General features: G+C 66.8%; 15 protein-coding genes. 7 read left to right on the top strand and 8 right to left on the bottom strand.

What is annotated here, in order from left to right; all coding sequences use genetic code 11:
* Window positions 1-20 precede the first annotated feature (20 nt).
* The 3 genes from AC5W7N_RS17315 (at window position 21) to AC5W7N_RS17325 (ending at window position 3,041) form a co-directional block, all read left to right on the top strand.
* A complete protein-coding gene (locus tag AC5W7N_RS17315; RefSeq protein WP_195019907.1) occupies window positions 21-653 on the top strand; it encodes a ComF family protein in 633 nt (210 codons plus the stop codon).
* Between the two features lie 194 nt (window positions 654-847).
* Entirely contained in the window at window positions 848-1,579 is a 732-nt protein-coding gene (gene hpf, locus AC5W7N_RS17320) for a ribosome hibernation-promoting factor, HPF/YfiA family (protein ID WP_194989784.1), read from the top strand.
* Between the two features lie 169 nt (window positions 1,580-1,748).
* Window positions 1,749-3,041 carry an acetyl-CoA C-acyltransferase gene (locus AC5W7N_RS17325; protein ID WP_195019906.1) on the top strand — a complete coding sequence of 431 codons (1,293 nt, stop codon included), beginning with the start codon at window positions 1,749-1,751 and terminating at the stop codon, window positions 3,039-3,041.
* A gap of 71 nt (window positions 3,042-3,112) precedes the next feature.
* On the opposite strand, the gene bluB is transcribed toward AC5W7N_RS17325, so the two are convergent.
* The 6 genes from bluB to AC5W7N_RS17355 form a co-directional block, all read right to left on the bottom strand.
* Window positions 3,113-3,727: a 5,6-dimethylbenzimidazole synthase gene (bluB, locus tag AC5W7N_RS17330; protein WP_228815621.1), complete on the bottom strand. Its 615-nt coding sequence runs from the start codon at window positions 3,725-3,727 to the stop codon at window positions 3,113-3,115.
* 143 nt (window positions 3,728-3,870) lie between these two features.
* On the bottom strand, window positions 3,871-5,124 hold the full coding sequence (locus AC5W7N_RS17335) for a fatty acid desaturase family protein (RefSeq protein ID WP_163809461.1): 1,254 nt from the start codon (window positions 5,122-5,124) through the stop codon (window positions 3,871-3,873).
* A gap of 95 nt (window positions 5,125-5,219) precedes the next feature.
* Window positions 5,220-6,650, bottom strand: a complete 1,431-nt coding sequence (locus tag AC5W7N_RS17340; protein ID WP_194989787.1) for a fatty acid desaturase — start codon at window positions 6,648-6,650, stop codon at window positions 5,220-5,222.
* A gap of 128 nt (window positions 6,651-6,778) precedes the next feature.
* The gene (locus AC5W7N_RS17345; RefSeq protein ID WP_495921893.1) at window positions 6,779-7,927 is read right to left on the bottom strand and encodes a ferredoxin reductase; all 1,149 of its coding nucleotides are present in this window, start codon (window positions 7,925-7,927) and stop codon (window positions 6,779-6,781) included.
* Window positions 7,928-8,033: 106 nt separating this feature from the next.
* Window positions 8,034-8,564, bottom strand: a complete 531-nt coding sequence (locus AC5W7N_RS17350; RefSeq protein ID WP_194989794.1) for a DUF6912 family protein — start codon at window positions 8,562-8,564, stop codon at window positions 8,034-8,036.
* Window positions 8,565-8,601: 37 nt separating this feature from the next.
* The gene (locus AC5W7N_RS17355; protein ID WP_195019904.1) at window positions 8,602-10,026 is read right to left on the bottom strand and encodes a WS/DGAT/MGAT family O-acyltransferase; all 1,425 of its coding nucleotides are present in this window, start codon (window positions 10,024-10,026) and stop codon (window positions 8,602-8,604) included.
* A gap of 330 nt (window positions 10,027-10,356) precedes the next feature.
* On the opposite strand from AC5W7N_RS17355, the gene secA reads away from it, so the two are divergent.
* Complete coding sequence (gene secA, locus AC5W7N_RS17360; protein ID WP_495921894.1) at window positions 10,357-13,200, top strand: preprotein translocase subunit SecA; 2,844 nt, start codon at window positions 10,357-10,359, stop codon at window positions 13,198-13,200.
* Between the two features lie 161 nt (window positions 13,201-13,361).
* Here secA and AC5W7N_RS17365 read toward each other — a convergent pair whose 3' ends face one another.
* Both AC5W7N_RS17365 and AC5W7N_RS17370 read right to left on the bottom strand, forming a co-directional pair.
* Window positions 13,362-15,458 carry a helix-turn-helix transcriptional regulator gene (locus AC5W7N_RS17365; RefSeq protein ID WP_194989790.1) on the bottom strand — a complete coding sequence of 699 codons (2,097 nt, stop codon included), beginning with the start codon at window positions 15,456-15,458 and terminating at the stop codon, window positions 13,362-13,364.
* A 442-nt stretch (window positions 15,459-15,900) separates the two neighbouring features.
* Window positions 15,901-16,728: an SDR family NAD(P)-dependent oxidoreductase gene (locus AC5W7N_RS17370; RefSeq protein ID WP_194989791.1), complete on the bottom strand. Its 828-nt coding sequence runs from the start codon at window positions 16,726-16,728 to the stop codon at window positions 15,901-15,903.
* Between the two features lie 169 nt (window positions 16,729-16,897).
* On the opposite strand from AC5W7N_RS17370, the gene AC5W7N_RS17375 reads away from it, so the two are divergent.
* From AC5W7N_RS17375 to AC5W7N_RS17385, 3 genes are read left to right on the top strand one after another with little or no spacing between them, the layout of a single operon-like run.
* A complete protein-coding gene (locus AC5W7N_RS17375) occupies window positions 16,898-18,145 on the top strand; it encodes a DegT/DnrJ/EryC1/StrS family aminotransferase (protein WP_495921895.1) in 1,248 nt (415 codons plus the stop codon).
* Window positions 18,142-19,251 (top strand): DegT/DnrJ/EryC1/StrS family aminotransferase, encoded by a 1,110-nt coding sequence (locus AC5W7N_RS17380; RefSeq protein ID WP_194989793.1) that lies wholly within the window; start codon window positions 18,142-18,144, stop codon window positions 19,249-19,251. Before AC5W7N_RS17375 ends, AC5W7N_RS17380 begins: the two co-directional genes overlap by 4 nt.
* Window positions 19,248-20,525 (top strand): nucleotide sugar dehydrogenase, encoded by a 1,278-nt coding sequence (locus tag AC5W7N_RS17385; protein WP_280498776.1) that lies wholly within the window; start codon window positions 19,248-19,250, stop codon window positions 20,523-20,525. The genes AC5W7N_RS17380 and AC5W7N_RS17385 overlap by 4 nt, the downstream gene beginning before the upstream one ends.
* Window positions 20,526-20,532: the final 7 nt, after the last annotated feature.

Below are 20,532 nucleotides of genomic sequence, written 5' to 3' on the forward strand. Positions count from 1 at the left end.
GGTGCGGGCACACTCGGGCGATGCGAACACTGCTGGATCTGGTGTTGCCCCTGGAATGCGCAGGCTGTGCGAGCGCGGGCGTTGGCTGGTGCGCGCGGTGCGACGCCCATCTGGCAGGTGCGCCGCAGCGGGTCCGCCCGCGCACCGATCCCGGCGTCCCGTGCTGGGCGTTGAGCCGCTACACCGGCCCGCCGCGCCGGGCGGTGCTGGCCGCCAAGGAACGCCGCAGGCGGGATCTGGCCCATCCGCTCGGCCGTGCGCTGGCCCGCGGCATCGGCCGGCTGCGGGCCGACACCCGGCCGGTGGTGCTGATCCCGGCACCCAGCCGCCGGGTCGCCGCCCGGCGCCGCGGCGGCGATCCGGTGGTGCGTTCGGCCGCCGCGGCAGCGGGTTGGCTGCCCGGTTGCCAGGTGCTGCCGGTGCTGACCGTGTGGCGGGGTGTACACGACTCCGTCGGCCTTTCCGCCGGTGAACGCAGACACAACTTGCGAGGCCGTATCATGACCGCCCCCATTCCGGCGCTGCCGGAAAACGCGCAGGTGGTGCTGGTCGACGATGTGCTGACGACCGGGGCGACGGCCGCCGAGTCGATCCGTGCGCTGACCGGGGCCGGGGTGGCCGTCGACGTGGTGTTGGTGACGTGCGCGGCTTGACTTCAGGAAATTTGCGTGAACAGTGGCGGACCAGCGGTTGTCGTACTAGCGTCGCGGTCACACACCCGAACCGGCAGTTTGGAGGTGGGTCTCGGACACATGGTGCCGAGCGGCTGTCATCCGGCAGACCGACCGGCACGTCTCAATCCCGCCGCACGCCAATCGGGTCGTGCGGCCAGATCCGGGAGGTACGCGTGACGACTTCTTCACGACCTTCAGTGCAAGATGTAGATCCTTCGACGCTGGACGCTCAGCGGGCCGAGCAACCCGAGGCGGACCGCCCACGAGCCACCCGCGCCGACATCGTGGTGAAGGGCCGCAATGTCGAGGTCCCCGACCATTACCGAATTTATGTGTCGGAGAAGCTATCTCGACTGGAACGCTTCGACCCGTCGATATTCCTGTTCGATGTCGAGCTGTTCCACGAGCGCAATCGTCGTCAACGCAAGGCCTGCCAGCGTGTGGAGATCACCGCCCGTGGCAAAGGTCCGGTCGTGCGCGCGGAAGCCTGCGCGGACAGCTTCTACGCCGCCTTCGAATCGGTGACGGCGAAGCTGGAGAGCCGGCTGCGCCGCACCAAGGACCGCCGCCGGGTGCACTACGGCGAGAAGACGCCGGTCTCGGTCGCCCAGGCCACCGCGGACCTGATCGACGAGTCGCTGTTCGAGCCGGGCGGAGGGGCGCATGAGCACCCCGACGAGTCCCGCGGCCGGGAAAGTGATGAGCACGCCGACTACGCGGCGGGCCCCGGCCATATCGTGCGCACGAAGGTGCACCCGGACACGCCGATGACGGTCGACGACGCCCTGTACCAGATGGAACTCGTCGGGCACGATTTCTTCCTGTTCCACGACAAGGAAACCGACCGACCCTCGGTGGTCTATCGCCGACATGCCTTCGATTACGGCTTGATCCGACTGGCCTGACGGCCACGCCGAGGCCGCGGTTCGAGCACCGCCGCCACGGCATTCGATGATTTCCGGCGACCCGGCCGGTGCTTGGCGCACCGGCCGGGTCTCGTCGTTTCCGGCGTTTCCTCGACGCGCAACTTACTTCTGAGTAAGTTGGAGGGTCCGATGGCTGAAAGGAATTCGCATGGCAACCAGGGCTGCTCGCCGTGCCGTGATCGTCTCCGGCGCACGGACTCCGTTCGTGCGCGCGTTCACCGATTACACCCGGCTGGATTCGATCGACCTCGCCGATATCGCGGTACGCGGACTGCTGGAACGCACCGGCCTGGCCGGGGATCAGGTGCAGGCGATCGTGTGGGGTGGGGTGGTGCTGCCCAGCGCGGCACCCAATATCGCGCGTGAGATCGCCCTGGATATGAAGCTGGACCCGGGCTGCGAGGGCTATACCGTCACCCGGGCCTGCGCCTCGGGTTTGCAGGCGGTGACCTCGGCGGCCGCGGCCATCGAGCGCGGTGAATACGACATCATGATCGCCGGCGGCAGCGATTCCACCAGCGGCGCCGAGGTCAAGCTGCCACAGAAGATCGTGCACGCGATGGCGCCGCTGGCGCTGGGTAAACCGAAACCCAAGGACTACCTGTCGGCGATTGCTCAACTGGCGCCGTTCACCGATCTGCTGCCTTCGCGGCCGAAGATCGCCGAACGCACCACCGGTGAGGTGATGGGGGAGTCGGCGGAGAAGATGGCGCGTATCCACGGCATCAGCCGGGCCGCCCAGGACGAATTCGCCGCCCGCTCCCACCACCGGGCCGCCGCCGCCATCGCCTCTGGCCGTTTCGACCGGGAGGTGCTCGCGGTCGACACTCCCGACGGCGCGAGGATCACCCGCGACGGGTTGGTCCGCGCCGACACCGGTGTCGAGAAGCTGGCGAAGCTTAAGCCGGTGTTCGCCGAGGACGGCAGCGTCACCGCCGGCAATGCCAGCCCGCTCACCGACGGCGCGTCGGCGGTGCTGCTGATGAGCGAGGAGACCGCGCGGGCGCTGGGCTACCAGCCGCTCGCCGCGTTCCGCTCCTGGAGCTATGTCAGCGTCGATCCCACCGACCAGGTGCTCATCGGCCCGGCCATCTCCATGCCGCGGGCGCTGGACAAGGCCGGCATGTCCTTGGCCGACGTGGACCTGGTCGACATCCACGAGGCGTTCGCCGCCCAGACCCTGTCGGTGCTGTCGGCACTGGCCAGCGACGAATGGGCCAAGACCCGGCTGGACCGCGATACCGCGGTCGGCGAGGTCGATATCGACACGCTGAACGTGCACGGCGGCTCGGTGTCGATCGGGCATCCGTTCGGCGCGACCGGGGCCCGGATGGTGACGACCATGGCGAACGAATTGGCCCTGTCCGGGAAGGAGACCGCGCTACTCGGGATCTGTGCCGCCGGCGGTATCGGTGCCTCGGCGGTGCTCGAGCGGGTCTGAGCGGGCTGTCGAGGCGACGGGAGCCCGGCCGGGGTGCGGCGCCCGGGCCGATCGTCCGCTCGGGTGGCCGGTCAGCGGGGATCGGGGTCGGCGCAACCGAAGGTCTCGCGGTGCACCGCCTGGTGGATCGGCCGTCCGGCGCGCCACCCGAACCGTTCCAGATCGGGGACCTGCTGGAATTCCCGCACCGGCCCGACGCACAGCCAGGCGATCGGGCGGATTCCCTCCGGCGCCCCGATCAGTTCGCTCAGGAATCCCGGCTCGTAGAACGACACCCATCCCACGCCGACGCCCTCGGCGGTGGCGGCCAGCCAGAGGTTCTGGATCGCGAGAACCGCTGAGTACACGCCTGTCTCGGGGACGGTGGCGCGCCCGAGTACCTGCGGCCCGCCTCGGTCGTGGTCGTAGGTGACCACGATCCCGGTGCCGCTCTGCTCGATGCCTTCGATCTTGATCGGGTCGAAGGTGGCCGCGCGGTCCGGTGGCAGGCTGTCGTGGAACTCACGGCGCTTTCCGGCGACGTGCTCCGCGAAGGTGCGCAACCGGTCCCGATCACGCACCACGACGAAATCCCACGGTTGCGAATTGCCGACGCTGGGCGCGCGATGGGCGGCGTCGAGGATGCGCCACAGGGTGTCGTCGTCGACGATCTCGCCGGTGAACTCGGCGCGGACATCGCGGCGCATCCGGATGGCGTCGTACACGGATATCGGTGGAGCACTCACCCGGAGAGTCAATCACGGGGGATCCACCGGGCCTGCGTGTCACGGGCCCGGCCCGCACATCACCGAGGTGAAGGCGGGCCGGGTGCACGTCGACGAGCCGAATATCAGCCGATCGGCAGGGCCTTACGGGCGAAGCGGCGGCGGCCCTCCGCCAGCGCCGTGCGCAGTCCACGACGGCGACCGGTGACCGGGTCGAAGCTCGGCGTGGTGTTGCCGTTGAACTTGCGCTCGGACGCGGTCTCCGGGGCGTCGTCGGCGGTGTGGCGCAGGTACTTGTTCGGCAGCGACAGCTTCAGGATGGTGCGCCAGGCCTTGAAGTACTGCACCGGAAGCGAGCCTGTGGTGTAGGGCAGGTCGTACTTCTCGGCCAGTGCACGCACCCGGACCGCGATCTCGGCATACCGGTTGCTCGGCAGGTCCGGGAAGATGTGGTGCTCGATCTGGTGGCTCAGGTTGCCGGTCATGAAGTGCATGATCGGGCCGCCGGAGATGTTGGCGCTGCCGAGCATCTGCCGCAGGTACCACTCGCCCTGGGTCTCGTTGTCGATATCGGCCTTGGTGAACTTCTCCGCCCCGTCGGGGAAGTGGCCGCAGAAGATGACGGCATTGGTCCAGACATTGCGGACCATGTTCGCGGCCAGATTGGCGGTGAGCGTGCTGAAGAACGCCGGGCCGGTCAGCAGCGGGAACACCACGTAGTCCTTGAGCGTCTGCTTACCGATCTTGGTGAGCACCTCAGCACGCTTGCGTTCGAACTCGGCCCGCTCGGGGGAGCCGGGCTTGTACTTGCCCGCGGCCAGCTTGCCCAACTCCAGATGCTGGATGGCGACGCCGTACTCGAAGAACAGCTGCAACACCAGGTTGTACACCGGGTTGCCGAGGTAGAACGGCTTCCAGCGCTGATCGCGCGTCACGCGCAGCAGGCCGTAGCCGATGTCGTCGTCCATGCCGAGCACATTGGTGTACTTGTGGTGCAGGTAGTTGTGGGTGTGCTTCCAGTGCTTGGCCGGGCCGGTGTTGTCCCATTCCCAGGAGCTGGAGTGGATTTCCGGATCGTTCATCCAGTCCCACTGGCCGTGCATGACGTTGTGCCCGATCTCCATGTTCTCGATGATCTTGGCGGTGCCGAGCAGGGCCACGCCGGCCAGCCAGGCCGGCGGCAGGAAGCTGGCGAACAGCACGGTGCGGCCGCTGATCTCGAGCGCACGCTGCAACCTGATGACATTGCGGATGTAGCGTGCGTCTCGTTCACCACGCGAGGATTCGATTTCCCGCCGAATCGCGTCGAACTCCGCGCCGAGTGCCTCCACATCGGCTTCGGTGAGGTGCGCGTACTCCTTGACATCCGAGATCGCCATGGCGGTTACAGTACCGTAAGTTACGAGACCGTAGGTTGCCGAGATCTTGCCGAAATTGTGGCAAATCCCGCATTGCCTTCAGCCGGTGGAACCTGTTATTTTCCCGCCCGCCGCGACCGGTACTCGCGGCGCAGCGACTCCCGTTCCGACTTAGCCCGCTCCTTCAGCGAGCGCTTGGCCTCGCGCAGCACTTCCTTCTCGTGCCTTGCCTTCTCCTTGAGGGCGCGCTTGGCCTCGCGCAGCACCTCTTTCTCGTGCCTGGCCTTCTCCTGGAGCACCGTCCTGGCCTCGTGCATGGCCGAGCGCAGGCCCCGGCGGCGACCCGTGGCCGGATCGATGGACCAGTGCAGATGCTCGGTGCCGGACCAGTTCGTCACCGGCGAGGGCAGGGTGATGCCGGCGAACTTGCGTTCGGAGGAGGTTTCGGGCGCATCGTCGGAGGTGCGGCGCAGGAACCGGTCCGGCAACGCCAGCTTGTGGATGGTGCGGAACGCCAGCAGATACTGCTTGCCCAGCGAACCCGTGGTGTAGGGCAGGTCGTACTTGTCGCACAGCTCGCGCACCCGCTGGGAGACCTCCGCGTAGCGGTTGCTCGGCAGATCCGGGAACAGGTGATGCTCGATCTGGTAGCAGAGATTGCCGCTCATGAACGCCATCGCGGGTCCGGCCTTGAAATTGGCACTGCCGAGCATCTGGCGCAGGTACCACTCGCCGCTGGTCTCGTCTTCGAGCTGCTCGATGGTGAATTTCTCGGCACCGTCGGGGAAGTGGCCGCAGAAGATCACCGCGTAGGCCCACAGGTTGCGGATCAGGTTCGCGGTCGCGTTGGCCTTCAGCGTCGACATGAAGGCCGGCCCGGTGAGCGCCGGATAAAACAGGAAGTCCTTGGCCACCTGCCTGGCGATCTTGCGGCCGAACACGATATTGGGTTCGGACTTCAGCTGACGGCGGGGAATGCCCGCCAGTTCCTTCTCGATGCTCCAGTCGTGCAGCGCGATGCCCCACTCGAAGGTCGCCGCCAGGATCAGGTTCGCCACCGGCTGCACCAGGTGCACCGGGCGCCAGGGCTCGTCCCTGGTCATCCGCAGGATGCCGAAGCCGAGATCCTCGTCCTTGCCCAGCACGTTGGTGTAGGTGTGATGGGAGTAGTTGTGCGCGCGGCGCCACTGCGCCGACGGGCCCGTCATATCCCATTCCCAGGTGGTGGAGTGGATCTCCGGATCGTTCATCCAGTCCCACTGGCCGTGGCTGATGTTGTGGCCGAGCTCCATGTTCTCGATGATCTTGGCCACCGACAGCAGCGCGGTGCCGGTGACCCAGGCCCAGCGGTTGCGGCTGCCGAACAGCACGGCGCGCCCGGCCACTTCCAGCGCGCGCTGGGCGGCAATGGTGCGACGGATGTATTTGGCGTCCCGTTCGCCCAGCGACTGCTCCACCGACCGGCGCACGGAATCGAGCTCATGTCCGAGGGTCTCGATGTCGGTGGCCGTCAGATGGGCAAAGGCTTTGATGTCGGTGATGGCCACCGGCGTCCCTTCTGTCTTCGATCAGCCCGGCGGGCCGTATCCGATCGGCCGCGTGGGGCCGTAGTCGACTTACCCAGAGGGTACCCGCCGAACACCCGATTCAGTCGCGTCCGATCGACCGGACTCGCTCAGACGTCGAGCGTGCAGTCACCGGCCGCGGCCGACACACAGGTCTGAACCTTCTCGCCTTCGCGCTTCTCGTTGCCGTTGCGCAGATCGCGGGCATGCCCGGAGGCGATGGTGACCACGCAGGTCTGGCAGATACCCATCCGGCAGCCGAACGGCATCTGCACACCGGCCGCCTCGCCTGCCTCGAGCAGGCTGGTCGCACCGTCCACCTCGGTGGTGCGGCCGCTGCGCCCGAAGGTGACGGTGCCGCCCTCACCGACCGCGGAACGCTCGATCTCGAATCGCTCGACGTGCAGCCGCTCGCTGATACCGGCCTCGGCCCAGTGCTTTTCGATGTCATCGAGCATCGGCAGCGGTCCGCAGGCCCAGGTCTGGCGTTCGCGCCAATCGGGGATGCGCTCGTCGAGCGCGGCCACGCTGAACTTGCCCTGCTGTCCGGTGAGCTGCAGCTGCGCGGTGAAGCCGGGATGCTTGGTGTCGAGCTCGCGCAGTTCGTCGCCGAACATGACGTCCTCGGCGGTGCGCGCGGAATGAATGTGCACCACATCGGTAACCACTTCGCGGCGGTCCATCGCCCGCAGCATCGACATCACCGGAGTGATGCCGCTGCCGGCGGTGAGGAACAACACCTTCTCCGGCGGCGGAGACGGCAGCACGAACGAGCCCTGCGGTGCGGCCAGGCGCACGATGGTGCCCACCGGGACGCCGTTGACCAGATGGCTGGACAGGAAGCCCTCCGGCATCGCCTTGACCGCGATGGAGATGACCTTCTGCTTGCCCCTGCGTCCGCCGGCCTCGGCATCGGTCCAGTCCGGGGGGCAGGTGAGCGAGTAGGAGCGCCAATGCCAGCGGCCGTCGACCAGCAGGCCGATGCCGATGTACTGGCCGGGCTGGTACTGGAAGTCGAAGCCCCAGCCCGGCTTGATCACCAGGGTCGCCGAATCAGCGGTCTCCGAGCGCACGTCGACGATGCGTCCGCGCAGCTCCCTGGCCGACCACAGCGGATTGGCCAGGTGCAAGTAGTCGTCGGGCAGCAGCGGGGTGGTCACCCTGGCCACCGCGCCGCGCAGCACGTTCAACCGTCCGCCGCGCTCGGCGACGCTCGCGGCCGGTGCCTCGAGCCAATCGCGGACACTCTTGAAAACCATCGCTGCCGTTCGTCTCCCTGATCGTTGGCGGACCGGTCCACCGCCTGCCCGCAAGGTTACGGCATCGTAGGTTATCCGCTCGGTGCGGTGGTGTCAGGACGACGGCTCAGAGTAATTCGAGCAGGAACGGCAATTCCTGGGCGGCGTACCAGGCCAGCTGATGGTCCTCGGCGTCGCCGAGGACGAATTCGGCATCCGGATCGCCGAGGTCGGCGGCGTCGATGACGTCGACCGCCTTGGCGACCGCCGGTTCGGCGTCGGCCAGGTCGACGTGCACCGAGGCGATCCGGTCGTAGGTGATCGGAGCGGACAGCCGCACCACGGCGTCGTCGAGGTCGGGGCGCAGCTTCGCGCCGGTGACGTCGGCGGCGATCACCGCCCTGCGGTAGACCGGGGCATCCGGCAGGGCCGCAGGCGCCGCCTCGTCGGGTTCGTCGCCGGAAGCCATGGCCTCGGTGATGGCGTCGCGTTCGGCGGCGATCAACCGCAGCGCGGCGCGGGCGGCCTCGCCCATGGCGACCTCGGCCAGTTCCTCGTCGTCGCCGGAGGCGTAGGCCTCCCGCAGCGCCGGGGTGACCGCGAACGCCGTCGCGCCGACCGCGCGCAGCTCACGCTGTTCGACCAGGTCGCGCAGCATCGGCACGGTCGCGGGCACATAGACGCGCAGCTTGCTCTCAGAGGCAGGCACCGAGCATCTCCTCCATGGATTCGTGCACCGACGCCGACAGCACCCCGATATCGGCCATCGCATCGCGGTCGGCATTGAGCCCGTAGAAGACCCGCCCGTCATAGGACGTGATCCCGATGCTCGTCACCTGATTACGCAGCAACGGCGACACCGGATACATCTCCAGCATCCGCGCGCCACCGATGTACATCGGCGTCTGCGGACCCGGCGCGTTGGTGATCACCAGATTGAACGTGTGTTCTGCGAAGGTACTCGCCGCCCGCACACTCATCGCGTGCAGGCTGGCCGGTGCGAATCCGGCCAGATGCACCAGGGTGCGCGCCCGCACACCGCGCCTGCTCTTGGCGGTGGCCTCGGTGGCGTGCGAGATGTGCGACAGCCGCATCACCGGATTGGGTTCGCCGACGGGCAGGTCGATGAGGAACGAGGACACCTCACCGGCGGGGTTGACGGTGTCGTCGGCGCCGTCGACGTAGACCGACATCGGCACCACCGCCCGCAGCACGCTCGAGTCGACCAGCGCCTCGCCGCGTGAGAGCAGCCAGTTGCGCAGCGCGCCGGTGACCACCGCCAGGATCGCGTCGTTGATCGAGCAGTCGAAGCGGCGCTTGATCTTGCGGTAATCCTCCAGCCCGGTGGTGACGACGTCGAACCGGCGCTGCCGGGAGGTGCGGGCATTGAGCGGACTGTCCGGGGCGCCGGTGGTGACCGATCGCACCGTCGACACCACCGAATCGACCGCGCGCCCGGCGGCGCCGAGCAATCCGAAGCCGCTCGAACCCGCCTCCCGCAGCACCTCGATCGCCTCGCTGGGCTGGCCTGCCAGCTGGGTCAGCGCGCCCACCAGCAGTTCGGTATCGCTCGGCTCGCGCGGGGCGCACCAGGCGTCGTCGGCGAAGCCACGCGGTGAGGTGCCCGAATCCAGGATGACGTGCCCGATCTCCAGCGCGCTCTCGCCGTCGACCAGGGCGGAGTGGGATTTGGTGAACACCGCGCAGCGCCCGCCCGAGAGGCCCTCGATCAGATACATCTCCCACAGCGGCCTGCCCTGATCGAGTGGACGCGAGGAGAGCCGGGCCACCAGTTCGTGCAGCTGTTCGTCGGAGCCGGGAGCCGGCAGCGCGGAGCGGCGGATGTGGTAGTTGATGTCGAATCGGCTGTCTTCCACCCAGACCGGCCTGCCAAGCGACAGCGGGATCTCGCGCACCTTCCTGCGGTAGCGCGGCACCAGCGAGAGCCGGGACTCGACCAGATCGACCAGGCGGTCGTAGTCGAGCACGGGCTTGCTGTGACCGTCGCCGGAATCGGCGGTGGTGTTCTGGAGGATCGCGAGAGAGCCGATGTGGATCGGGTTGCTGCTCGACTCGAGTCGATAGAAGGACGCGTCCTGCGGCGTCAGCCTCGTGATCACGCTGCCCGATGCTCCTTCCCGTGCCGCCTCCGCGAGCAGCCCGTCCCGACCATTGTGGTCCCGCCACATCGATTCTTGTCCCATTCTGTGGCATCTCCCGCGAATGCGTCGTGCACGGGTACCGTTGGGTTCATCCACATCGACACCGCGCGTGACGATGGCTGCCCCGCCGGTCCTCGGCCCGGCCCTGCGAGCGGCTGACCACGGCGCCTACCATGGTTGCCGCATTACCATGAAGCGAGCTGCGGCTTCCGCACCACGCGGGCCGTGCGTACCGGCCCGGGGGGCCGGGGACACGACGACACACCGACCAGAGGACTGACGAGACCCGTGCCTGCGCTGACACTGACGAGGTTGCTACGGATTGGTGAGGGTCGCATGGTCAAGCGGCTGTCCCATCTCGCCGACGAGGTTCTCGCCCTCGAGTCCGACTACGAGGACTTCACCGACGACGAGCTGCGCGCCAAAACCGACGAGTTCAAGCAGCGCTACGCCGACGGCGAATCCCTCGACGACCTGCTGCTCGAGGCGTTCGCGGTGGCTCGTGAGGCGTCCTGGCGGGTGCTGAACCAGAAGCACTACAAGGTCCAGATCATGGGTGGCGCCGCGCTGCACCTGGGCAATATCGCCGAGATGAAGACCGGTGAGGGTAAGACCCTGACCTCGGTGCTACCCGCCTACCTCAACGCGATCAGCGGCGACGGCGTGCACATCGTCACCACCAACGATTACCTGGCCAAGCGTGACTCCGAGTGGATGGGCCGCGTGCACCGCTTCCTCGGGCTCGAGGTCGGATCGATCCTGTCCGGCATGACGCCCGCCCAGCGGCGTCTGGCCTACAACGCCGACATCACCTACGGCACCAACAACGAGTTCGGTTTCGACTACCTGCGCGACAACATGACCCATTCGCTGGAGGATCTGGTCCAGCGCGGGCACAACTTCGCGGTGGTCGACGAGGTCGACTCCATCCTCATCGACGAGGCCCGCACCCCGCTGATCATCTCCGGCCCGGCCGACGCGTCCTCGAAGTGGTACGCCGAATTCGCGCGCATCGCGCCGCTGCTGAAGAAGGACCTGCACTACGAGGTCGACATCAAGAAGCGCACCATCGGTGTGCACGAGGCCGGCGTCGAATTCGTCGAAGATCAGCTCGGCATCGACAACCTCTACGAGGCCGCGAACTCGCCGCTGGTGAGCTACCTGAACAACGCCATCAAGGCCAAGGAGCTCTACACCCGCGACAAGGACTACATCGTCCGCGACGGCGAAGTGATCATCGTCGACGAGTTCACCGGCCGCATCCTGGTCGGCCGCCGCTACAACGAGGGCATGCACCAGGCGATCGAGGCCAAGGAAGGCGTCGAGATCCAGCCGGAGAACCAGACGCTGGCCACCATCACGCTGCAGAACTACTTCCGGCTCTACGACAAGCTCTCGGGCATGACCGGTACCGCCGAAACCGAGGCGGCCGAGCTGCATCAGATCTACAACCTCGGCGTCATCCCGATCCCCACCAACAAGCCGATGATCCGCGCCGACCAGGCCGACCTCATCTACAAGACCGAGGAATCCAAGTTCGCCGCCGTGGTCGACGATGTCGTCGAGCGGCACGAAAAGGGCCAGCCGGTGCTGATCGGTACCACCAGCGTCGAGCGCTCGGAGTACCTGTCCAAGCAGTTCACCAAGCGCGGTATCGCGCACAACGTGCTGAACGCGAAGTTCCACGAGAAGGAAGCCGAGATCATCGCCGAGGCCGGTCGGCCGGGCGCGGTCACGGTGGCGACCAATATGGCCGGTCGTGGTACCGACGTCGTGCTCGGTGGCAACCCCGACATCATCACCGACATCATGCTGCGCAAGCAGGGCCTGGACCCGGTGAACACCCCCGAGGAGTACGAGGCGGCCTGGCTGCCCACCCTCGAGCAGGTCAAGGCGCAAACCGCCGAAGACGCCGACAGGGTGCGCGAGGCGGGCGGGCTGTACGTGCTCGGCACCGAGCGGCACGAGTCGCGTCGTATCGACAACCAGCTGCGTGGTCGCGCCGGCCGTCAGGGCGATCCCGGTGAGTCGCGGTTCTACCTCTCGCTCGGTGACGAGCTCATGCGCCGCTTCAACGGCGCCGCGCTCGAGGCCATCATGACCAGGCTCAACCTGCCCGATGATGTGCCGATCGAGGCGAAGATGGTCTCGAAGGCCATCAAGAGCGCGCAGACCCAGGTCGAGCAGCAGAACTTCGAGATCCGCAAGAACGTCCTCAAGTACGACGAGGTGATGAACCAGCAGCGCACCGTCATCTACGGCGAGCGCAACCGGATCCTGCGCGGCGAGGACATGGAGGGCCAGGTCCAGGAGATGATCACCGATGTGATCACCGCCTACGTCGACGGCGCCACCGCCGAGGGCTACGTCGAGGACTGGGATCTGGAGAAGCTCTGGACGGCGCTGAAGATGTTGTACCCGGTGGGGCTGGACCACAAGGAGCTGGTCGGCGAGACCGGCATCGGCGAGGCGGGTGAACTGACCCGCGAGGAACTGCTCGAGGCGCTGCTGCAAGACGCGCACGACGCCTACGCCAAGCGGGAGGCCGAGATCGACGGCCTGGCAGGCGAGGGCAGCATGCGCACGCTGGAGCGTCAGGTGCTGCTCCAGGTCCTCGACCACAAGTGGCGTGAGCACCTCTACGAGATGGACTACCTCAAGGAGGGCATCGGCCTGCGCGCGATGGCCCAGCGCGACCCGCTGGTCGAATACCAGCGCGAGGGTTTCGACATGTTCACCGCGATGCTCGACGGCCTGAAGGAAGAGTCGGTCGGCTACCTGTTCAACCTCCAGGTCGAGGTGCAGCAGCCGCAGCCGGAAGGCGTCGCGGTCCAGCCCGGTCTGCGTTCGCCCGTCGGCGCCGGTGCTCCGGCGGCGCCGGTTCCCGCCGCCCCCGCTCAGCCCGCCGCCAACGGCGCTCCGGCTGCCCTGCGCGCCAAGGGCATCGACACCTCCGGCCCGCGTGGCCTGAGCTACTCCGGCCCGGACGAGGGCGGCCACGCCGCCGTGCACAGCGCCTCGGAGGAATACGGCGAGGGCGATGATTCCCACGCCACCCGCCGCGAGCGCCGCGAAGCCGCCCGGGCCCAGGCCAAGGGCAAGCGTGCACCGAAGACGCGTCGTAAGCACTGAACATTGAACGGTGAAGGCGCTCATGGGTTTCCATGGGCGCCTTCGCTGTTCCCGGACCCCGATCTCCGGTGAGCCGACCGCCGCGCCGTTGGCGAATTCACTGACCGGCCCGGCGTACCGGGTTGATTCATCGCGGGAATGGTCCGCAGATGAAACCCATGTCAGAGCGTCGGTTCTCGTTCCACCAGCAGGGCCACGTGCAATCGTGACGGGCAGTCCAGTTTCGTCATGACCTGGCGCAGATGATTGACCACGGTCCATTCGGCGATGCCCAGCCTGCTGGCGATCATTCGATTGGTCATACCGGAACCGACGAGCTGGGCCACCTCGAGCTGCCTACGGGTGAGCCGACTCAGCTGCGAATCCATACTGTGCGACACGATCGGGGCCGCCAATGCGGCGGCGACCGCCTCGCGCAATTCCTCGATCGCACTGGTGCGCAGCGTGGATTGGAACCGGCCGCGCCGGGACCGGCCGTGATCCGGTTGCCCGGCGTCCTTGCCGGTGATCGGACGCGTCGGGCAGAACCGGGCCCATACGAGGTCGTGCTGGTGGCGCAGGGTCGCGGCGATCGCGCTGTAGTCGGGCCCGGCCTGCGTGTAGGCGCGGACGCATCCGTCGAGCGCGGTGAGTACTTCGATCGGGAACCGGGCGGCGTCGGTCGTTTCCAGCACCTCGCGATACAGCCGCAGCGCTGTCGCCGCGTCCAGCGGTGACCGGTGTTCGGCGATCGCGTTGAGAGCGGCCGAGCGCAGCTGGCTCGGCTCCAGATCGCGCACGCGCTGACAGGCCTGCCTCCACTCCGGTGCGGTGGCGTCGCCGAGCAGCGGGCTGATCAGTTCGACCCACCGCCGGTACGTCCTCGGAAGCAGGGGCGGATCGTCGAGTGCCGAGTCGAATTCGGCGCGCGCCCGGTCGTAGTCACCCGCGCGGCGATGGGCTTCGCCACGCAATAGGGCCACCATGGCGCGTAGGTTCGGGGAGGCCGCGACCAGCGGTGTGCTGTCGAGCAGTTGGATCGCTCGCTGGTGTCGGCCGACACGCAACGCGGCGCAGGCCAAGAGCATCCGGCACTGCACGAGCACCTCCGCGCCCGCGTGTTGTGCGGCCAGCACGGATTCCAGCAGTGCCTCGGCTTCTGCGAGGTATCCGTGGCGGACCCAGGTGTTGCCGAGCCGGGCGATCAAGCGCACGCCGCGTTCGGGGTCGTGGCCTTCGAACAGGTGGGCCAGCGCGGCGAGCAGGTCCGGTCCGCAGGTGCGGACGGTTTCGGCCGCGCCACGACCGTAGACGCTGTGGAAGCCGGGCGCGCCCAGTTCCTCGGCCAGCCGGCAGGTGCTGTCCAGGTAGGTCGCGCGAACCCGCGCGGCCCGGGCGGGATCATCGGCGAGCGTGCGGCGGCAGTAGCTGTACACCATCCAGTCCAGCCGGAAGCCGGAATGCCCTGTCTCGTCGGTCACCGGCTGGATCAGGCTGTGCTGTACCAGGAGTGCGAGCAGATCGGTTGTCGTGCGCCGATCGGTGCCCCCGAGCAGGTTGGCGAGTTCGATATCGACTACGTCCACGCATTCCGACATGCGCAGCAGCAGTTCGAACGCCGAGGGGCGCAGTGCGTTGACACTCCATGCGGTGGCATCCCAGACCGTGCGATGACGTTTGGGGATGTTGACGAACCTGAGGCCCTCGAGTTCGGTGCTGGCGTTGATCGCTCGCAGCGTCGCTGCCGGACCGATACGACCGATCGTGCAGGCCGCTATCTCCAGCGCCAGCGGGATTCCGTCTACGGCGTGGGCGATTTCGTCGAGCACGAGCCGGTCGACCAGTGCGGCCGCACCGCGGTAGTGGCTGTCGATGCTGGACAGGATGAGTTCGGAGGCGGGGGAGGTCGCGGGGTTGTATTCGCCGTCGACGGTGTCACCGGCGTCGAGCGCCAACGGCGGGACGCAGAAGACGCATTCGTCGTAGAGGTTGAGTGGGACCCGGCTGGTGGTCAGCACGATCAGTGCGGGGCAGCAGGACAGCAATTCCATGATGTCATGGGAGATCTCGGTGCTGACGTGGTCGCAGTTGTCCAGCACGAGGATGGTGTCGGCGCTGCCGATCGAAGCCACGAGGTGATCGATGGGGCGTTCCCCCGCGCCGGGTTCGGCTGGTTCGAACGCGGCCAGGATCGGTTGCCAGGCCTTTCCGTCGGCCCGTTGATCGGACAGGTCGATGATCTTGTGGTCATATGACCGAAATGCTTCGCCGGCGAGCACTTCCCGGCACAACCTGCTCTTCCCGACGCCAACGGTTCCGGTGAGCGTGAGCAGCCGGATCCCTTTCTGCAGCAGAAGATCCTCGATTCTGCGAGTTTCGGATTCTCTGCCCAGGAACTCAGGGATTCTGAGATCGGTATCAGCGGCCGGGAAACCCTGCGACTGGGCCGATAGTCGGTGTGAGGTCGACTCTTGAGAATTCATCCAGTACCCCCAAGCGATAGCCGGGTGCAATCCACCGGGGCCGGTGGACCACACCTTCGGTTTCTCGCTATGTCATTCATCGCGAAACCCATGATCGCTCACGAAGGTGATCCCGGGCAGCGTAGCAGGAAGAAGAACAAATGTGTTCGCTTTGAAGATTCTTACCCCTCAACGAACTAGGTTGCCGAGCGGCTGCTCGGCGCGACCTCGCTCGACGTGATTTATAGGACTCCTTTCCTCAAATACCCGATGCCACCAGCAGGCGTGCTGCCGTTCGGGGTGAAAACAAGCCGACCAGTCGGACCCCGTGCACCGCCCATGGCTCGATGCGGACCGGTTGCTTGCGGATCGCGACGGCGATCCAGCGCGCCGCCTCCTCCGGGGTCAGCGCATGCTGGGCAGCGTATTTGCCGGTCGGGGCGAGCATTGCGGTACGCACGGAGGGGAAGTTGACCGCGCTGACGCGGATGCCGTCCCGGGAGAGCTCGGCATCGAGACAGCGTCCGAAGGTCACCAATGCCGTCTTCGAGGCCAGGTATGCCGAAAAGTATGGTGAGGTCTCGAATCCGACGCCCCACGTACCCACATTGACGACCTGACCCGACCCCTGCGTGCGCATGGCAGGCAGGAGGCCGAGCGTCAGGCGGACCGCGGCGAAGTAGTTGATCGCCATCGTGCGCTCATAGTCGTGGAACCGGTCCACCGCGTCCAGGACCGGCCTGCGGATGGATCGGCCGGCATTGTTGATCAGCACATCGACATGTCCGAAAGTGTCTGCTACCCAGGCGATCACCTTGTCCACCTGCTCGGGGACGGTGAGATCGGCGACGGCATACGCTGCCGAACCACCCGCCGCAGTGATCTGGTCGGCCAGTTCGGCGATCTCGTGTTCCCGCCGGGCGACCAGCAGAACGTGTGCGCCACCGGCGCCGAGCAGCCGGGCCGTCGCCGCCCCGATTCCCGACGACGCGCCGGTGATCAGGACACGTTTGCCGGCCAGCCATCCGGACGGGTACCGCCGCGAGGTACGGAACCTGGAGTGCAGCAGCAGACGGGGGGTCTTCATGTGCGTGATCGAACCACAGGCAGCGCCGGGCGTTTGCTGATTAGCAGGTGACAACGCTCATGGCAGGTTATTGCCAGTGGCATCGGATGTGATGTGGCACATAGTGTGCCGGTGACGCGTAATCCGCTGCCGAACGGCATATTCGGGCGCGATATCACCGCTGAGAATCTTGCACGGGGAGGAAATTCATGGAAACTCGAAGCGAATCGGGTGTTTCTGCCCTGTTAATCGTCGAAAGAGCCGAGGCATGATCCCGACCCGGCATTCTGTGCCCTTTTTCTCGCAGGCCGAGTCGTTCACCGGGCAATGGCCCGAGATTCGCAAGAACGTCGATGCGGTATTCGATCGCGGTAAGTATTCACACGGGCGTCAGGTAGCGCAGCTGGAACACGCGATCGCGGGTTACACCGGTGCGCGGCACGCGATCGCGGTCAACAGCGGTACCGATGCGCTCGTTCTGCTGTTGCGTTCGCTGGGTATCGGTCCGGGCGATGAGGTGATCGTGCCCGCGTTCACCTTTTTCGCCACCGCATCGTCGGTCGCGCTGACCGGTGCCGTTCCGGTGTTCGCCGACATCACCGAGGACGGCGACTACGCCCTGTGTCCCGACTCGGCGGCGGCCGCGGTGACCGAACGCACCCGCGCGATCATGCCGGTGCACCTGTTCCACCAGCTCGCCGACCTCGGCGCACTCGGCGCACTGGCCGCCGCGCACGGCATCGACCTGATCGAGGACAGCGCCGAAGCCATCGGCATGCGCTGGGACGGCAGGCACGCCGGATTGCTCGGCCGCGGTGGTGTGCTCTCCTTCTTTCCCACCAAGACTCTCGGCGCGCTCGGTGATGCCGGGATGGTGATCACCGATGACGATTCCATTGCGGCGAGAGCGGATACGCTGCGTCACCACGGGCGGATGGGTCGCACCGTCGACCACATCGCGGGTATCTCCAATCTGTCGGGCGCCTCGGGCACCAACAGCAAAATGGATGACATCCAGGCCGCGATTCTGCTGGCGAAACTCACGGTGCTCGATAGCGATATCGCGCGCCGCGCGGAGCTGGCCGCCACCTACACCGAACGTTTGCGTGATATCCCGGGCATCGTGCGGACACCCCGGACGGTCGAACGCGCGGTCGCGGTCGAGGGCGTCTTCTACGTGTATCTGATCGAAGTGGAGCAGCGCGACGAACTCGTCGCATTCCTGACCGAGCGTGGCATCGGCACCGAAATCTACTATCCGCGGCCACTGCATCATCAGCCCTGCTTCCGCGGCGAGCGCCACCCGATCGGCAGCCTGCCGCGGGCGGAGGCCGCGGCGACGCGCACCGTGGCGCTGCCGTTCTACCCGGATCTCACCGAAACCGATATCGATGCCGTGTGCACGGCGATCGCCGATTTCTACCGAGGTGCTCGATGATCCCGTTCTTTCCGCCCGATCTTTTCGAAGAAGATCGCGCGACTCTGCATGAGCTACTGCATGAACTCGGCACCAGCGCGGAGCAGAAGTTCATCCTCGGCGCACGGGTGGCCGAACTCGAGGCCAAGGTCGTCGCGGAGACCGGGGCCCGCCATGCGGTGGCGTGCAGCAGCGGGACCGGAGGGCTGGAGCTGTGTGTGGCCGCCCTCGGGATCGGGCCGGGCGATGAGGTCATCGTGCCCGCGTTCTGCTGCCAGCCGGTGGCCAGCTCGGTTGTCAATGCCGGGGCGGTGCCGATCTTCGTCGACGTCGATCCGTGGACGATGGTGATGGATCCCGATGCGGCCGAGGCCGCGATCACCGAACGCACCAAGGCGCTGATGCCGGCGCATCTGTTTTCCATCATGGCCGATATGCCGAGATACCGGGAGATCGCCGACCGGCACGGGCTGGCGCTGATCGAGGATGCCGCCGTCGCGCAGGGCGCGGTGCTCGGTGAGGTACCCGCCGGGCGTTGGGGTGAACTCGGTGTCTTCTCGTTCTTCCAGGTCAAGGCGATGGGAACGATCGGTGAGGGCGGAATCGTGTTGACCGATGACGCCGATCTCGCCGCCGCGGTGCGCATGCATCGCAACCATGGCCAGGACGGGGTGACCAGGTTCATGCACCATGTGGTGGGGCAGAACAAGCGTCTCGACGAGCTGGTGGCGTCGTTCCAGCTGGCCCGATGGGATGGCTTCGCGGCGCGCTTGGAACGCCGCGCCCGCATCGCCGACTACTACACCGAGCGTTTCGCGGGGCTGGCCGAGCACGGTATCCAGGCGCCGCCGCCGGGGCGTGACGGCCGCTGCTACTACGTGTATTCGCTCCAGGTGCGACGCCGTGAGGATCTTCGTGCCTGGTTGACCTCTCGGGATATCGGCAGCCACGTCTACTATCCGGTGCCGCTGCCGGAGCAGCCGGCCTTCGAGGCCTTCGCCCCCGAATACCCGCTGCCGCATTCACGTCATGCCAGCAGCACCAATCTGGCGATACCGATCTGGCCGCATCTGAGTGACACCCAGGTCGAATACATCGCCGACACCGTCTGCGAGTTCGTCTCGTGAGCGCGGCGTCGATGGACAAGATCGTGGTGGTCGGCCAAGGCTATGTCGGCTTGCCGCTCGCGGTGGCGGTGGCCGAGAATGGCAGACGCGTCATCGGACTCGATATCGACCAGGAGCGGGTGGCCGCACTGATCCGGGGCCGATCGCATATCGCCGATATCAGCTCCGAACGGCTTGCCGCGGTATTGGCTGCCGGCACCTATGTGCCGACCTGCGACCCGTCCGATGCCGATGGGTTCGATATCGCGGTGGTCACGGCGCCGACCCCGCTCGACGCCGCGCATACCCCGGATCTGACCTGGGTGCGCATGGCTGCCGCCGATCTCGGTCGCAGATTGCGGCCGGGTTGCCTGGTGATCCTGGAATCGACCAGCTTCCCCGGCACCACCGAGGAGGTGGTGGCCCCCATTCTGGCCGCGGAGTCCGGTTTGCGGCCCGGCGAGGACTTCGATCTGGGGTTCAGCCCCGAGCGTATCGATCCCGGCAACGCCCACTGGACGCTGGAAACCACGCCGAAGGTGGTCTCGGCGACATCCCCCGAGTCGCTGGCGCGGGTGCGCGAATTTTACGAGATCTTCCTCGAGCACACCGTCGAGGCGAGTAATCCGCGGGTGGCCGAGCTGGCCAAGGTGTTCGAGAACACCTTCCGGCAGGTCAATATCGCGCTGGTCAACGAGCTGACGATGCATGCGCGCAGGCTGGGCATCGATGCTTGGGAAGCGCTCGACATCGCGGGTACCAAGCCGTTCGGATTCATGCGGTTCTCACCCGGTCCAGGCGTCGGCGGTCATTGCTTGCCGATCGATCCGATGTACCTCGCGTGGAAAGTGCAGCAGGACACCGGCCATCCGTTCCGGATCGTCGAACTGGCGCAGTCGATCAACGATTCGATGCCCGCTTATGTGGTCGAGCGCATCGCCGAGGGGCTCGCCCGGCGTGGCGGGGCCCTGCTCGGAGCCCGTGTGCTCGTGCTCGGGCTGTCCTACAAACCCGATATCGCCGATATCCGCGAATCTCCCGCGGTCGCGGTATGCGAGTTGCTGGTTCAAGCGGGGGCCCAGGTGTCCTATGTCGACGAACTCGTGGGGGAGAAGCCCGAGCCCGCCGGCCTGACGCCGGCCGAACTGACCGAGGCCGAGCTCGCCGCGGCCGATGTCGTGGTCGTGCTCGCCGACCACAACCACCTCGACTACGACTTCGTCGCCGAACACGCCCGCTACGTGTTCGACACTCGCCGCCGGCTACCCGGCCGAGCCGGCGTCGAGACGCTCTGACAGACAG

It is taken from the genome of Nocardia sp. CDC519, from assembly GCF_059509835.1.